Raw genomic sequence first — 15,834 nt, 5'->3', positions numbered from 1 at the left:
TGTTGATATTTCGGTTAGTCTTAATCCCCGAGCAATTCTTCAATTTCATTTTTGATAACTGTAACGTGAGGCCCATAAATTACTTGCACACCAGTGCCTTGCTGGATTACACCTTTGGCACCAGTACTTTCGAGTAATACTTTATCGACTTTGTCATTTTGATGAAGTGTGACGCGTAGTCTCGTTGCACAACAGTCAACGATTTCAATGTTATCTTTGCCTCCCAAACCAGCAACAATAGTTTGTGCTCTTTCAGTAGCCTCAACTTGTTGTGCTGCAGCTTTATCTTCTCGACCAGGTGTTTTGAAATTAAATTTCGTAATTAAGAATCTGAAAACGATGTAATACAAACAGAACCACACAATTCCAATAGGTATGACGTATAGGTAGTTTGTTTTACTATTACCTTGTAGCACACCAAAGAGTAAGAAATCGATAAAGCCTCCACTGAAGGTTTGACCAATTGTAATGTTGAAAATGTCTGCCATCATAAATGCTAATCCATCAAAGAAGGCATGGATTACATAAAGAATAGGTGCGACAAACAAGAAACTAAACTCTAAAGGTTCGGTAATACCTGTTAAAAATGAAGTGAGTGCAGCGGATAACATTAAACCGCCGACAACTTTTTTATGTTCAGGTTTAGCTGTGTGATAAATTGCAAGTGCGGCACCACATAAGCCGAACATCATCGTAATAAAACGGCCTGACATAAAGCGTGACACACCTGAATAATACTTCGTCACATCTGGATCACCAAGTTGAGCAAAGAAGATGTTCTGCGTACCTTGAACTAAGTGCCCTTTGACTTCTAAAGTACCACCAAGTGCCGTCTGCCAAAACGGTAAGTAAAAAATATGGTGTAAACCGAGTGGACCTAACAATCTTAAGATGAAGCCATAAACAAAAGTACCGATGGCACCTGTTTTCGTTACAAATCCACCAACATGATAAATGCCGGTTTGTATGCTTGGCCAAATGAAAAACATCAATACACCTAAAAAGATTGCGGCAAATGCTGTGACAATAGGGACAAATCTAGAGCCACCAAAGAAACCTAAATACGGTGGTAATACCACTTTGTGATATTTGTTGTGAAGTATTGCAGTCATAATACCTGTGATAATCCCGCCAAAAACACCGGTTTCAACCGTTTGTATACCGAGCACCATGCCTTGTCCATTTTGTGCAAGCTGATCTTTTGCCAATGTGCCCGTGATAGTTAATAAGCCATTCATAGTTGCGTTCATAATTAAGAAACCGAGCAGCGCAGCTAAACCTGCAGTACCTTTATCGCTTCTAGATAATCCGATTGCGACACCAATTGCAAAGATGACCGGTAAATTTTGGAAAACAATACTACCTGCAGCTGACATTAATGTAAAAATATTTTGTAATAAGGTAATATCTAAAATAGGGTATGCTTTAACGGTGTTTGGATTACTTAATGCACCACCGATACCCAACAATAGACCTGCAGCTGGTAAGATTGCGATAGGTAACATAAAGGACTTGCCGAACTGCTGTGCTTTTTCAAATAAAGATTTCATCAACATCCCTCCTAATTATTCTCAATATAGCTTTTGAGAAATTTAATATCAATATATATTCTGTGTATGAAAATATTTTTCATAAAAATTGTTTGAATCATGTAACAATCATATAAATTGCTGTTTATATTGTTGTGAAAATGAGTTGACAAAAGTCGGTATAGATATGTAGACATCCTATTTTTAGCGAGGTAGGTTGATAAGGCATATCGGATAAATTTATAAGCCATAAAATAGATAAATAGTGTTTGTATCCAAAAATATGAGAAAGTTAAAACTATTTTTCAAAATAAACATGATTCACCACATAAATAAATATACATAAGCTATCGATAACAACTTAAGAAAGGTGGATATATAAATGAAAAGAAAGATTATTATGGATTGTGATCCAGGACACGATGATGCAATAGCATTAATTTTAGCGGGGGCAATTGACAGTCCACTAGAGATATTAGCTGTAACAACAGTCGCAGGTAATCAATCAGTTGACAAGAATACGACAAACGCCTTGAACGTATTGGATATTATGGGACGCCAAGATATAGCAGTAGCGAAAGGTGCGGATAGGCCGTTAATTAAACCAGCTGCCTTTGCTTCTGAAATACATGGGGAATCTGGATTAGATGGTCCGAAACTACCGTCGACACCATCACGTCAAGCAGTTGCAATGCCAGCATCAGATGTGATTATAAACAAAGTGATGACGAGTGATACACCTGTAACAATTGTAGCGACAGGTCCTCTTACGAATGTAGCAACGGCATTGATTCGTGAGCCAAGAATCGCTGAGCATATTGAATCTATTACTTTGATGGGTGGTGGTACATTTGGAAATTGGACGCCTACAGCAGAATTCAATATTTGGGTAGATGCTGAAGCAGCGAAGCGTGTTTTTGAAAGTGGGATTACTATAAATGTGTTTGGTTTAGATGTAACACATCAAGTTTTAGCCGACGATCACGTGATTGAACGCTTTGAAAGTATCAATAATCCTGTTGCACAGTTCGTCGTAGAATTATTGCAATTCTTTAAGAAGACATACAAGACTCACTTTAATATGGATGGTGGTCCAATACATGATGCTTGTACAATTTTGTATTTGTTACAACCAGAATTGTTTACAATGGTACCCGTTAATATCGACATTGAACATCAAAGTCCACTAACTTATGGCACTATGGCTGTCGATTTAAATCATGTTACAGGTAAGCCTGCCAATGCTTATTTTGCTACAGCAGTTGATGTTGAAGAAGTGTGGAACTTGATAGACCATAAGTTACGTACATACGAATAATAATACTTAATTAAATAGATACAGTTAACCCTAAGGCGCCTGATATAAGCGTCCTTAGGGTTTTTGTATTGGGTTACAATGGTCATGACAATTTGATAATGATTGAGATATGTATGTTAAAAATGCTTCAAAAAAAACACAAAACACAAAAATATATGCAAAAATTTCAATTGCTTTATTTTAAAAGATTAAAATCACAAAAAATATAGATATAATTGAAATGTTGTTAAAACATCACAATGATGTACATGCTCATTTTGAAAATATGTGTTCAAAGTGTGTACATCGGTGTGACGATTGATGATAAATTGAGCTCAGATGCTCAAAGGAGGATCGAACATGAACGGGGATAATCAGCAAATACTCAGAGAAATTGTATTGAATCCTACTATTCATGGTAAAGAACTTGAATCGATATTTGGTTTGTCTCGTAGACAACTAGGATATCGCATTCAAAAAATCAATTTGTGGCTTGAACAAGAGGGTTATCCAAAACTTGAAAGAACAAGCCAAGGAAATTTTATTGTAAGTTCTGAAATCATGACGTTATTCAAGCGAGATGTATCGGAGCAGCAAATGTTAAACGGCAACAATGTCATTTTTAGCATAGAAACACGTCGTTATTATTTAATGCTCATGCTTTTTAGTAAGGAAAACGCAATGTCTCTAAACCATTTTTCAATTGATTTACAAGTCAGTAAAAATACTGTCATTCACGATATAAATCATGTGAAAGAGCAATTGGAAAATCATGGTTTGTCACTTAAGTATTCTCGAAAACATGGTTATGAAATTGTTGGTGATGAATTTGAAGTTCGCCGTTTCTTCATTAAATTGATTGATCAAAGGTTGAATCATGATATTACTAAAAGTGAAGTTTTAAAGGCGCTCAACTTAACATTCGAAGATATCGCATATCAAAAAGACAAGATCAAACAGGTAGAACAATTTTTGAAGAGTCGCTTTATAGACAAATCACTTAGTTCATTGCCTTATGTCCTTTGTGTGATTCGTAGACGAATTCAAAGTGGTCATGTGATGAATCCATTAAATATTAATTATCAGTATTTGAGGGATACGAAAGAATATCAAGCAACGGAGATTATGACGCAACATGAGCCGGATTTGCCAGAAGCGGAAAAGTTATATTTGACATTACACTTACTTTCAACAAGTGTGCAATGGACTGATTTGCAAGAATCAGATAGCATATCGAATTTAACGATGGCCATCGCTCAAATGATTCACCATTTTGAACAAATCACTTTTATTAACATTGAAGATAAGGAGAAATTATCACAGCAACTCTTGTTACATTTAACGCCTGCTTTTTATAGGATTAAATATAACTTAACGGATCGTGATGAATTAATAAATCCTTTACAAGGAAATTATCAATCCTTATTTCATATGGTGAAACAATCATGTCAATCGTTAACTGAATATTTCGGAAAATCGTTGCCTGATAATGAAATAGCATATTTAACCATGTTGTTCGGAGGTAGTTTGAGACGTCAAGATGAAAACTTCGATGGCAAGATAAAAGCTATTATCGTGTGTACACAAGGCACGTCAGTATCACAAATGATGTTATACGAGTTGCGAAACTTATTTCCAGAAATTATTTTCTTAGATGCGATTTCACTTAGAACATTTGAAAATTACACATTAGATTATGACATCGTCTTTTCACCAATGTTTGTCCTAACACATAAAAAATTATTTATCACAAAAGTAGCTTTATCTGAAAATGAGCAACGAAAGTTACGTAAAGAAGTGATGAAGTACATTAATAAAGAATCGGCTGACATTGATAAGGAAATAAACAAGTTAATGGCATTAATTGAACGCACAACGACAGTTAATGACATTACAGAACTACGTGATGGTTTAGAAGATTTTATTGCGAATTATAATTCAATTTCAACCATTAATGGATCGATTGTCACACAAAATAAGACATTAGATTTAGCTGACTTGATACCAGCAAGGCACGTGAAAAGAATACATCATGTTGAAAATATTGATGAAGCTATTGCTAAAGCAAGTGATGTGTTAGTTGCTAATCATTTTATTGATATTAAATATATTCATGAGATGCAACAGGTATTTGATGATTCGTATATGGTTATCATGCAAAATATTGCTATTCCACATGCATACTCTGAAAAGCATGTACATAAAACGGCGATGAGTATGTTGATATTACAAGAACCAATATACATGTCAGATGGCACAGCAATCCATATTATTGTACCTATTGCTGCTGTTGATAAAGTGACACACTTAAGAGCGTTACTACAATTGAGAGATGTGGCGCAAGACAATGACGCAATTAAGCGCATCATACAAAGTCGCAAAAATTCTGATGTAAATGAGATTTTAAAAAATTATTCAAATAAAGAAGCGAGGGAAAATGGATGGGACAGCAATTAGTGCATAAAGAAAATATAATGCTCAATTTGTCGGCAACTGATAAAGAATCCGTATTGTCACAAATGTCAGAAGTGTTATTTCAAAATGGGTTCGTGAAGTCAACGTTTAAAGATGCAGTCATCGACAGAGAAAAAGAATTTGCTACTGGTTTACCAACACATCTATGTTCGGTCGCTATACCGCATACAGATGTCGAACATATTAACCATAGAACGATAGGTGTGGCTGTTCTAGAAAAAGAGGTGCCGTTTATTGAAATGGGAACACTTGATCAACAGACAGAAGTGAAAATCGTTTTTATGTTAGCAATGGATAAAGTAGATGATCAACTTAAGCTATTACAACAGTTGATGCAAATTTTTCAAAGTGAAGAAAAATTGGAGCAGATTCTACGAACGAAAGATGAAACAATTTTAGCAACACTAATCAATGATTATTTGGAATATAACTAAAAATTAATTGGAGGAATTGAAAATGAAACAAGTATTAGTAGCGTGTGGTGCAGGTATTGCAACGTCAACAGTAGTAAATAATGCAATTGAGGAAATGGCAAAGGAACACAATATTAAAGTAGATATTAAACAAATCAAAATTACAGAAGTTGGACCTTATGAAGACACTGCAGATTTATTAGTTACAACTGCAATGACAAAGAAAGAATATAAATTCCCAGTTATCAACGCACGTAATTTCTTAACTGGTATTGGTATTGAAGAAACAAAACAACAAATCTTAACAGAGTTACAAAAATAACGGAATTGATATGTAACGTGGGTCAATAACATATTAATATATGCAAATTGCATATAAATGACTATCACGACAAATGATTGTTGATGACATAGAAACGCAGTGACTGTAATTCAAAGGGATTGCAGTCGAATGTAGCAAGGGTTGTCGTTGAAATGACCGTAACGTCAAATGTAATCACAATCGGAAAGTATCGTGACAATGCATATATAACAGGGAGGGTTTAAATATGAGTTACTTCACTGATTTTGTAAGGGGATTTTTAGATTTAGGTGCAACTGTTATTTTACCGGTTGTCATATTCTTGCTTGGCCTATTCTTTAGGCAGAAAATTGGAGCGGCATTTAGGTCTGGTTTAACAATAGGTGTGGCTTTTGTAGGGATTTTCTTAGTCATCGATTTATTAGTTAAAAATTTAGGGCCAGCAGCACAAGCGATGGTTAAAAATTTAGGCGTCAGTCTGAATGTGATTGATGTAGGTTGGCCAGCAACATCATCTATCGCTTGGGCATCATCTGTCGCAGCATTTATTATTCCACTCGGAATCATAGTTAACGTTGTATTGCTAGTAACTAAAGTGACAAAGACGATGAATGTAGATATTTGGAATTTTTGGCATTATACGTTTACAGCAGCAATGGTTTATGCCGTATCAGGCAGTATTTGGCAAGCGTTATTAGCAGCAGTTATTTTCCAAGTTATCTGTTTGAAAGTAGCAGATTGGACAGCACCGATGATGAGTGAGTTCTTTGATTTACCAGGTGTATCGATTGCGACAGGAAGCACAATTTCTTATGCACCAGGTATTTACTTAGTTAAATTGTTACAAAAAGTACCCGGTCTGAATAAGTTAGATGCTGATCCTGAAACAATTCAAAAACGTTTTGGCGCATTTGGAGAGTCTATCTTTGTCGGCTTAATTTTAGGTTTAGGTATTGGTGTGTTAGCAGGTTACAAACCTGGAGACATCATTAATTTAGGAATGTCAATGGCTGCAGTAATGGTATTAATGCCTAGAATGGTAAAAATCTTAATGGAAGGTTTAATGCCAGTTTCAGAGTCTGCAAGAACATGGCTAAATAAACGTTTTGGCGAACGTGAAATTTATATTGGATTGGATGCGGCTGTAGCATTAGGTCATCCAGCGGTTATTTCGACAGCATTAATTTTAGTACCTATCACTGTTTTATTAGCCGTTATTTTACCAGGAAACCAAGTACTACCTTTTGGTGACTTAGCAACTATACCATTTGTTGTCGCGTTTATTGTTGGTGCAGCAAGAGGAAACATTATTCATTCTGTCATTGTGGGTACGATTATGATTGCAATTTCATTATATATTGCAACAGACGTAGCACCCATTTTCACAGATATGGCGAAAGGTACGAATGTACAAATGCCAAAAGGTTCATCTGAAATTTCAAGTATTGATCAAGGTGGTAATATCGTTAACTATCTTATCTTTAAACTATTTAGTCTATTCAATTAAAAATCGAGGTGTTTGTGGTGAAAGCTTTAGTAAAAACAAGAGAAGGACATGGCAACTTAGAACTTCTTGATAAAGAAGTTGCAACACCGCTAGATGATAAAGTAAAGATTAAAGTACATTATGCAGGAATTTGTGGCACAGACATTCATACTTATGAAGGGCATTATAAAGTTAATTTTCCAGTGACATTAGGTCATGAATTTTCTGGTGAAATCGTTGAAGTTGGAGCAGACGTTAAAGATTTTAAAGTTGGTGACCGTGTCACTTCTGAAACGACATTCTATGTTTGTAATGAGTGTGAATACTGTAAATCAAAAGACTATAATTTATGCAACCATCGAAAAGGTATTGGAACACAAGTTGATGGCGCATTTACTAATTATGTCATTGCACGTGAAGAAAGTTTGCATCATATTCCAGACGAAGTATCGTATCAGTCTGCAGCTATGACAGAACCATTAGCATGTGCACATCATGGCGTTTCTAAGATTCAAGTGAACTCTGGAGATGTAGCAGTTGTAATGGGACCTGGGCCAATCGGATTACTTGTAGCACAAGTGTTGAAAAGTAAAGGCGCAACTGTTGTGGTAACTGGATTGGACAATGACAAAGTCAGATTAGATAAAGCAGAAGCATTGCACATGGATTATGTAGTCAATTTACAACAAACAGACTTAAAAACGTATATCAATGGAATTACAGACGGTTACGGTGCAGATGTTGTTGTTGAATGTTCAGGTGCAGTTCCAGCAGCACGACAAGGTTTAGATATTTTACGCAAAAAAGGTTTCTACAGTCAAATAGGTATTTTTAAGGATGCTGAAATTCCATTTGATATGGAAAAAGTGATTCAAAAAGAAATAACAGTTGTTGGTAGTAGAAGTCAAAAGCCAGCAGATTGGGAACCTTCATTGCAACTTATGGCGGATGGTTTAGTAAATGCTGAAGCTTTGGTGACAAAAATATATGATATTTCGAAATGGGACGAGGCGTATCAACATTTAAAATCTGGCGAAGGTATTAAAGCATTACTTAAGCCGCTCGATTTAGATGAAAATGAAGGAGAGAATTAATATGGTAGAATCAATGCTAACTTTTATGCTTGGGCCATTAAGACAAATCACTGATTTTTATATGGAACATTTACTCGTAAGTAATTCCATCGTCATTGCAGGTTATTTTGCGACAGGTATTTTTAAAAAGAAAAAAGTTGTGAATTAAATCAAATTTGAGGTGATTTACAAGTGAAAGCATTGAAATTATATGGCGTAGAAGATTTACGGTATGAGGATAATGAAAAGCCAGTCATTGAAAGTGCGAATGACGTTATTGTTAAAGTACGAGCGACTGGCATATGTGGTTCAGACACGTCACGATACAAAAAAATGGGGCCATACATTAAAGGTATGCCATTTGGTCATGAATTTTCAGGTGTTGTAGATGCCATTGGAAGTGATGTTACGCATGTTAATGTAGGCGACAAAGTGACAGGTTGCCCAGCAATACCTTGTTATCAATGCGAGTATTGTTTAAAAGGTGAATATGCACGATGTGAAAAGTTATTCGTCATTGGCTCATATGAACCTGGATCGTTCGCGGAATATGTCAAATTGCCAGCGCAAAATGTTTTAAAGGTTCCAGACAATGTTGATTACATTGAAGCAGCAATGGTTGAGCCATCAGCCGTTGTTGCGCATGGGTTTTATAAATCGAATATACAACCTGGTATGACTGTTGCAGTAATGGGGTGTGGCAGTATAGGATTGTTAGCTATTCAATGGGCACGAATATTTGGTGCTGCGCATATCATCGCTATAGATATAGATGCGCATAAACTAGATATTGCAACATCATTGGGCGCACATCAAACAATCAATTCAAAAGAAGAAAATCTTGAGAAATTCATCGAAAATCATTACGCCAATCAAATCGATTTAGCTATAGAATCATCAGGTGCTAAAGCTACGATTGGTCAAATATTGACGCTACCTAAAAAAGGTGGCGAGGTGGTATTACTCGGAATACCATATGATGATATTGAGATTAATCGCGTTCATTTTGAAAAAATTCTGCGTAACGAGTTGACAGTATGTGGCTCTTGGAACTGTTTGTCCAGTAATTTTCCGGGGAAAGAGTGGACGGCAACCTTACATTATATGAAGACGAAAGATATTAATGTAAAGCCTATTATTTCTCATTTTTTACCGTTAGAAAAAGGCCCGGAGACATTTGATAAATTAGTTAACAAGAAAGAACGATTTGATAAAGTCATGTTTACGATTTATTAGTATGCACCTTTGAGGACGAAAACGCTGGTATAGTTATAGCTATGAAAGTGCGAATGCCGTCTGGTCTACAGATACTATCGAAATAATTCATCTTCGAATATACGTTGCTAAATAACCGGTTTACTTGTGTGAAATATGCTTGTGAATCGGTTGTTTTGCATTTTGTATACTTAAAATGAGATGGCAATATTTGATAATTTTTAGAGTGAAAATCAAGTACAGCCACTTAATAAGATAAATTTATTATAATATATGGTAAAATGATGGCAGTAATAATGAATTTGAAAAAGAGTAAACATTAATACCTTTAACAATTTAATATCGTCAGTGTTAATGATTAACTGCATGGCAAAACAACTTAGAAAGGTCAGTTACAAAAATACATTTTTATAAAAAATTATCACACTATTGCGACAACTACCTTTGACTTAATAAAAGAGGCAAGTGAGCAATAGGTTAGGCTTATGTTCGGGCATAGGTCAGTAATGTATAAATGGAAATGATGTAATGACAGAATGGAGGACAACATGATTTATGCAGGTATTTTAGCAGGAGGTATTGGTTCGAGAATGGGGAACGTGCCATTACCAAAACAATTTTTAGATATTGATAATAAACCGATTTTAATTCATACAATTGAGAAGTTCATTTTAGTGAGTGAATTTAATGAGATTATTATCGCAACACCAGCACAGTGGATTTCCCATACACAGGATATTTTAAAAAAATATAACATTACAGATCAACGTGTCAAAGTAGTTGCAGGTGGTACGGATCGAAACGAAACAATTATGAACATTATCGACCATATTCGCAATGTAAATGGAATTAATAATGATGATGTGATTGTAACTCATGATGCCGTAAGACCATTTTTAACTCAACGTATTATTAAAGAGAACATTGAAGTAGCAGCAAAATATGGTGCAGTAGATACAGTCATTGAAGCAATTGATACGATTGTAATGTCTAAAGATAAACAGAACATACACAGTATCCCTGTAAGGAATGAAATGTATCAAGGCCAAACACCACAATCATTTAATATTAAATTATTACAAGATAGTTATCGCGCCTTAAGTAGTGAACAAAAAGAAATCTTATCAGATGCATGTAAAATCATTGTCGAATCTGGACATGCAGTTAAATTGGTACGTGGAGAACTATACAACATTAAAGTGACAACACCGTATGATTTAAAAGTAGCAAATGCCATTATTCAAGGTGATATTGCCGATGATTAATCAAGTATATCAACTCGTTGCACCGAGACAGTTCGACGTCACATATAATAATGTTGATATTTATGGTAATCATGTCATCGTAAGACCTTTATACTTGTCTATTTGTGCAGCTGATCAAAGGTATTACACAGGTCGAAGAGATGAAAATGTACTGCGCAAAAAATTGCCAATGTCATTAGTTCATGAAGCTGTTGGTGAAGTTGTATTCGATAGTAAAGGAGTATTTGAAAAAGGTACGAAAGTAGTAATGGTGCCGAATACACCTACAGAGCAACATCATATTATCGCGGAGAATTACTTAGCCTCTAGTTATTTTAGATCTAGTGGTTATGATGGTTTTATGCAAGACTACGTTGTGATGGCACATGATCGTATCGTTCCGCTGCCTAATGACATTGATTTGAGTACGATTTCATACACAGAGTTAGTGTCAGTAAGTTATCATGCTATACAACGATTTGAACGTAAATCTATACCTTTGAAAACCAGTTTTGGTATTTGGGGTGATGGTAACTTAGGTTATATTACAGCTATTTTGCTACGTAAGTTGTACCCAGAAGCTAAAATTTATGTATTTGGTAAGACAGACTATAAATTAAGTCATTTTTCATTTGTAGATGACATCTTTACAGTAAATCAAATACCAGCTGATCTTAAAATTGATCATGCATTTGAATGTGTTGGAGGTAAAGGAAGTCAAGTTGCACTTCAACAAATAGTTGAACATATTTCACCAGAAGGCAGTATTGCTTTGTTAGGCGTAAGTGAATTACCCGTGGAAGTGAATACACGATTAGTACTTGAAAAAGGATTAACGTTGATTGGTAGTAGTCGAAGCGGCTCTAAAGATTTTGAGCAAGTTGTTGATTTATATCGTAAGTACCCAGACATTGTTGAAAAATTAGCCTTATTAAAAGGACATGAAATTAATGTATGTACGATGCAAGATATCGTCCAAGCGTTTGAAATGGATTTATCGACATCTTGGGGAAAAACAGTATTGAAATGGACGATTTAATAAACCGATGGGGGAATAACAATGACAAAAACGAAACAAGCAATACATATTGATAACATATACTGGGAACGTGTTCAGTTATATATTGAAGGACATAGTGAAGGTGTCGATTTAACATCAGGACAATTTGTTCTGAGGAATTTAACCGAAACAAAAACATTAGAAGCAAATGAAATGAAAATAGACGGTAATACATTTCTATGTAGATTCAATGTCGCAATATTAGACGATGGGTATTATTTACCAATGGATAAATATTTATTTGTTTATCATGACCAGTTAGAGTATATTGGACAACTTAATCCAAATATTATTGATCAAGCTTATGCGGCATTAAATGAAGAGCAAATTGAGGAATACAATGAGCTGACTACACAAAATGGAAAAGCAAACTATGTGTTAGCCAACGAAGCTAAAGTTTTCCGCAAAGGTGGCGTATCACAACATACGGTTTATACCATTACTCCAGAAATAGCAAGTGACGTTAACGAATTTGTATTTGATATTGAAATCACCTTACCTCAAGAGAAATCAGGGGTCATTGCGACAAGCGCACACTGGCTTCATAAACAAGGCCATAAAGCTTCATTTGAAAGTAGAAGTTTCTTATTTAAAGCTATTTTTAATATTACAAAGTTACTACATATTAAAAGAAGCAAAACAATATTATTCACATCAGATTCGCGTCCGAATTTATCAGGTAACTTTAAATATGTATATGATGAGTTACTACGCCAAAAAGTAGATTTTGATTACGATATTCAAACAGTATTTAAGGCGAATATTACGGATAGACGTAAATGGAGAGACAAGTTTAGATTGCCATATTTACTTGGTAAGGCTGATTATATTTTTGTCGATGATTTCCATCCATTAATTTATACGGTTCGCTTTAGACCATCACAAGAAATTATTCAAGTGTGGCATGCCGTTGGTGCCTTTAAAACAGTTGGCTTTAGTCGTACAGGTAAAAAAGGTGGTCCGTTTATCGATTCATTAAATCATCGTAGTTACACGAAAGCATATGTATCATCAGAAACCGATATTCCATTTTATGCTGAAGCATTTGGAATTAGAGAAGAAAATGTTGTACCAACAGGTGTACCACGTACTGATGTACTATTTGATGAAGCTTATGCAACACAAATTAAACAAGAGATGGAAGATGAATTGCCAATTATAAAAGGTAAGAAAGTTATTCTATTCGCACCGACATTTAGAGGTAATGGTCACGGTACGGCACATTATCCATTTTTTAAAATTGATTTTGAACGTTTAGCAAGATACTGCGAGAAGCATAATGCAGTTGTGTTATTCAAAATGCATCCGTTCGTAAAAAATAGACTTAATATTTCACGTGAACATAGACAATACTTTATCGATGTGTCAGATCATCGTGAAGTTAACGATATTCTCTTTGTTACAGACTTGTTGATTAGTGATTATTCATCTTTAATATATGAATATGCAGTATTTAAAAAGCCGATGATTTTCTATGCATTTGACTTAGAAGATTACATTACGACGCGTGATTTCTATGAACCATATGAATCATTTGTTCCAGGTAAAATTGTACAATCCTTTGATGCATTAATGGATGCTTTGGACAATGAAGATTATGAGGTTGAAAAAGTTGTACCATTCTTAGATAAACATTTTAAATATCAAGATGGTCGCTCAAGTGAACGTTTAGTCAAAGATTTGTTTAGACGCTAATGTTGGCATATATTACTTGCCATGCAAATGAGTCATAAGGCATAGTTTTCAAGAAGGGTTCTGACAATGAAGTTAGCAACATGTCATGATGAGAAGCAGGACTATACAATGAGAATAACCTTTTGATTTTTCATGCATAAGAGGCTGGGACATAAATCCCTAAAAAACAGCAGTAAGATATTTTCTAATTGAAAATTATCTTACTGCTGTTCTCTATTTATACAATACTTCGTATTGAATGGCTTCGCTTTGCCCGTCTGGCACATTACTGTAAAATTCTATAAATAGAATTTTTGATGACGGGTCCCTTCCTAGGGTGCCGTCTCAGCCACCCCAACCGGCACATTGTTGTAAGCTGACTATATGTCAGCTTCTGTGTTGGGGCCCACACCCCAACTTGCATTGTCTGTAGAAATTGGAAATCCAATTTCTCTTTGTTGGGGCCCCTCCCCAACTTGCACATTATTGTAAGCTGACTTTTCGTCAGCTTCTGTGTTGGGGCCCCTGACTAGAATTGAAAAAAGCTTGTTACAAGCGCATTTTCGTTCAGTCAACTACTGCCAATATAACTTCGTAGAGCATAGAACATTGATTTATGTCCCAGCCTGTTCCAACTGAATTGTCATTTTGTAAAATAAAATAATCGATCCAATCGTTATCTAATTCATAAATGTGTAAACACATACGTTATGAATGGATAACGATTTTTTGTTATGTTAAAGTGGTACATTAATCATGTATTTCGTATGATAATTAACGACAAGTGTAATGGTTAAATGTATTTTATGATGAAATGCTATAATAGGCATGGTTACAATGAGCTTGCTCATACGTATTAATATAATTACAAAAACACGTCGGAGGTACGACATGATTAAAACTACAATTAAAAAATTGATAGAACACAGTATATATACGACATTTAAATTACTATCAAAATTGCCAAACAAGAATCTAATTTATTTTGAAAGCTTTCATGGTAAACAATACAGCGACAACCCCAAAGCATTATATGAATACTTAACTGAACATAGCGATGCCCAATTAATATGGGGTGTGAAAAAAGGATATGAACACATATTCCAACAGCACAATGTACCATATGTTACAAAGTTTTCAATGAAATGGTTTTTAGCGATGCCAAGAGCGAAAGCATGGATGATTAACACACGTACACCAGATTGGTTATATAAATCACCGCGAACGACGTACTTACAAACATGGCATGGCACGCCATTGAAAAAGATTGGTTTGGATATTAGTAACGTTAAAATGCTAGGAACAAATACTCAAAATTACCAAGATGGTTTTAAAAAAGAAAGCCAACGTTGGGATTATCTAGTGTCACCTAATCCATATTCGACATCGATATTTCAACATGCATTTCATGTTAGTCGAGATAAGATTTTGGAAACAGGTTATCCAAGAAATGATAAATTATCACATAAACGCAATGATACTGAATATATTAATGGTATTAAGACAAGATTAAATATTCCATTAGATAAAAAAGTGATTATGTATGCGCCAACTTGGCGTGACGATGAAGCGATTCGAGAAGGTTCATATCAATTTAATGTTAACTTTGATATAGAAGCTTTGCGTCAAGCGCTGGATGATGATTATGTTATTTTATTACGCATGCATTATTTAGTTGTGACACGTATTGATGAACATGATGATTTTGTGAAAGACGTTTCAGATTATGAAGACATTTCGGATTTATACTTAATCAGCGATGCGTTAGTTACCGACTACTCATCTGTCATGTTCGACTTCGGTGTATTAAAGCGTCCGCAAATTTTCTATGCGTATGACTTAGATAAATATGGCGATGAGCTTAGAGGTTTTTACATGGATTATAAAAAAGAGTTGCCAGGTCCAATTGTTGAAAATCAAACAGCACTCATTGATGCATTAAAACATATCGATGAGACTGCAAATGAGTATATTGAAGCACGAACGGTATTTTATCAAAAATTCTGTTCATTAGAAGATGGACACGCGTCACAACGAATTTGCCAAACGATTTTTAAGTGATAACTT

General features: G+C 35.0%; 14 protein-coding genes and 1 pseudogene. 13 read left to right on the top strand and 2 right to left on the bottom strand.

Translation table 11 applies throughout. From position 1 onward, the window contains the following. Positions 1–20: 20 nt before the first annotated feature. Positions 21–1,550 carry a PTS transporter subunit EIIC gene (locus IDG63_RS07200; RefSeq protein ID WP_000838211.1) on the bottom strand — a complete coding sequence of 510 codons (1,530 nt, stop codon included), beginning with the start codon at positions 1,548–1,550 and terminating at the stop codon, positions 21–23. A 361-nt stretch (positions 1,551–1,911) separates the two neighbouring features. On the opposite strand from IDG63_RS07200, the gene IDG63_RS07195 reads away from it, so the two are divergent. From IDG63_RS07195 to tarK, 12 genes and pseudogenes are all read left to right on the top strand, one after another. Further along, the gene (locus IDG63_RS07195) at positions 1,912–2,847 is read left to right on the top strand and encodes a nucleoside hydrolase (RefSeq protein ID WP_000823215.1); all 936 of its coding nucleotides are present in this window, start codon (positions 1,912–1,914) and stop codon (positions 2,845–2,847) included. Positions 2,848–2,956: 109 nt separating this feature from the next. Then, positions 2,957–3,056: pseudogene (locus IDG63_RS07190) on the top strand (hypothetical protein). Between the two features lie 130 nt (positions 3,057–3,186). Further along, on the top strand, positions 3,187–5,283 hold the full coding sequence (locus tag IDG63_RS07185) for a BglG family transcription antiterminator (RefSeq protein ID WP_001012746.1): 2,097 nt from the start codon (positions 3,187–3,189) through the stop codon (positions 5,281–5,283). Next, complete coding sequence (locus IDG63_RS07180) at positions 5,268–5,735, top strand: PTS sugar transporter subunit IIA (RefSeq protein WP_000531481.1); 468 nt, start codon at positions 5,268–5,270, stop codon at positions 5,733–5,735. The genes IDG63_RS07185 and IDG63_RS07180 overlap by 16 nt, the downstream gene beginning before the upstream one ends. A gap of 22 nt (positions 5,736–5,757) precedes the next feature. Further along, positions 5,758–6,036 carry a PTS sugar transporter subunit IIB gene (locus IDG63_RS07175; RefSeq protein WP_000815795.1) on the top strand — a complete coding sequence of 93 codons (279 nt, stop codon included), beginning with the start codon at positions 5,758–5,760 and terminating at the stop codon, positions 6,034–6,036. A 226-nt stretch (positions 6,037–6,262) separates the two neighbouring features. Continuing rightward, positions 6,263–7,522: a PTS galactitol transporter subunit IIC gene (locus IDG63_RS07170; protein WP_000120109.1), complete on the top strand. Its 1,260-nt coding sequence runs from the start codon at positions 6,263–6,265 to the stop codon at positions 7,520–7,522. A 17-nt stretch (positions 7,523–7,539) separates the two neighbouring features. Beyond that, positions 7,540–8,595, top strand: coding sequence for a zinc-binding dehydrogenase (locus IDG63_RS07165; protein ID WP_000646203.1), 1,056 nt, complete (start codon positions 7,540–7,542; stop codon positions 8,593–8,595). Between the two features lies 1 nt (position 8,596). Continuing rightward, a complete protein-coding gene (locus IDG63_RS07160) occupies positions 8,597–8,743 on the top strand; it encodes a hypothetical protein (protein WP_000230358.1) in 147 nt (48 codons plus the stop codon). A gap of 23 nt (positions 8,744–8,766) precedes the next feature. Then, positions 8,767–9,810, top strand: coding sequence for a galactitol-1-phosphate 5-dehydrogenase (locus tag IDG63_RS07155; RefSeq protein ID WP_000645607.1), 1,044 nt, complete (start codon positions 8,767–8,769; stop codon positions 9,808–9,810). A 527-nt stretch (positions 9,811–10,337) separates the two neighbouring features. Continuing rightward, positions 10,338–11,054, top strand: a complete 717-nt coding sequence (locus IDG63_RS07150) for a 2-C-methyl-D-erythritol 4-phosphate cytidylyltransferase (protein ID WP_000638475.1) — start codon at positions 10,338–10,340, stop codon at positions 11,052–11,054. Beyond that, entirely contained in the window at positions 11,047–12,072 is a 1,026-nt protein-coding gene (locus tag IDG63_RS07145; RefSeq protein ID WP_000610182.1) for an alcohol dehydrogenase catalytic domain-containing protein, read from the top strand. Before IDG63_RS07150 ends, IDG63_RS07145 begins: the two co-directional genes overlap by 8 nt. A 21-nt stretch (positions 12,073–12,093) precedes the next feature. Further along, positions 12,094–13,788 carry a teichoic acid ribitol-phosphate polymerase TarK gene (tarK, locus tag IDG63_RS07140; protein ID WP_000169004.1) on the top strand — a complete coding sequence of 565 codons (1,695 nt, stop codon included), beginning with the start codon at positions 12,094–12,096 and terminating at the stop codon, positions 13,786–13,788. 359 nt (positions 13,789–14,147) lie between these two features. On the opposite strand, the gene IDG63_RS07135 is transcribed toward tarK, so the two are convergent. After that, complete coding sequence (locus IDG63_RS07135; RefSeq protein WP_000140073.1) at positions 14,148–14,342, bottom strand: hypothetical protein; 195 nt, start codon at positions 14,340–14,342, stop codon at positions 14,148–14,150. A gap of 316 nt (positions 14,343–14,658) precedes the next feature. Between IDG63_RS07135 and tarF the strand changes: the two genes are divergently transcribed. After that, entirely contained in the window at positions 14,659–15,828 is a 1,170-nt protein-coding gene (gene tarF / locus IDG63_RS07130) for a teichoic acid glycerol-phosphate transferase TarF (RefSeq protein ID WP_000598259.1), read from the top strand. Positions 15,829–15,834: the final 6 nt, after the last annotated feature.

The organism is Staphylococcus sp. EG-SA-14 (assembly GCF_017151935.1).
Taxonomy (GTDB): domain Bacteria; phylum Bacillota; class Bacilli; order Staphylococcales; family Staphylococcaceae; genus Staphylococcus; species Staphylococcus aureus.
The sequence above is the reverse complement of the archived record's forward strand: the minus strand, read 5'-3'. Positions and strand labels throughout refer to the sequence as shown.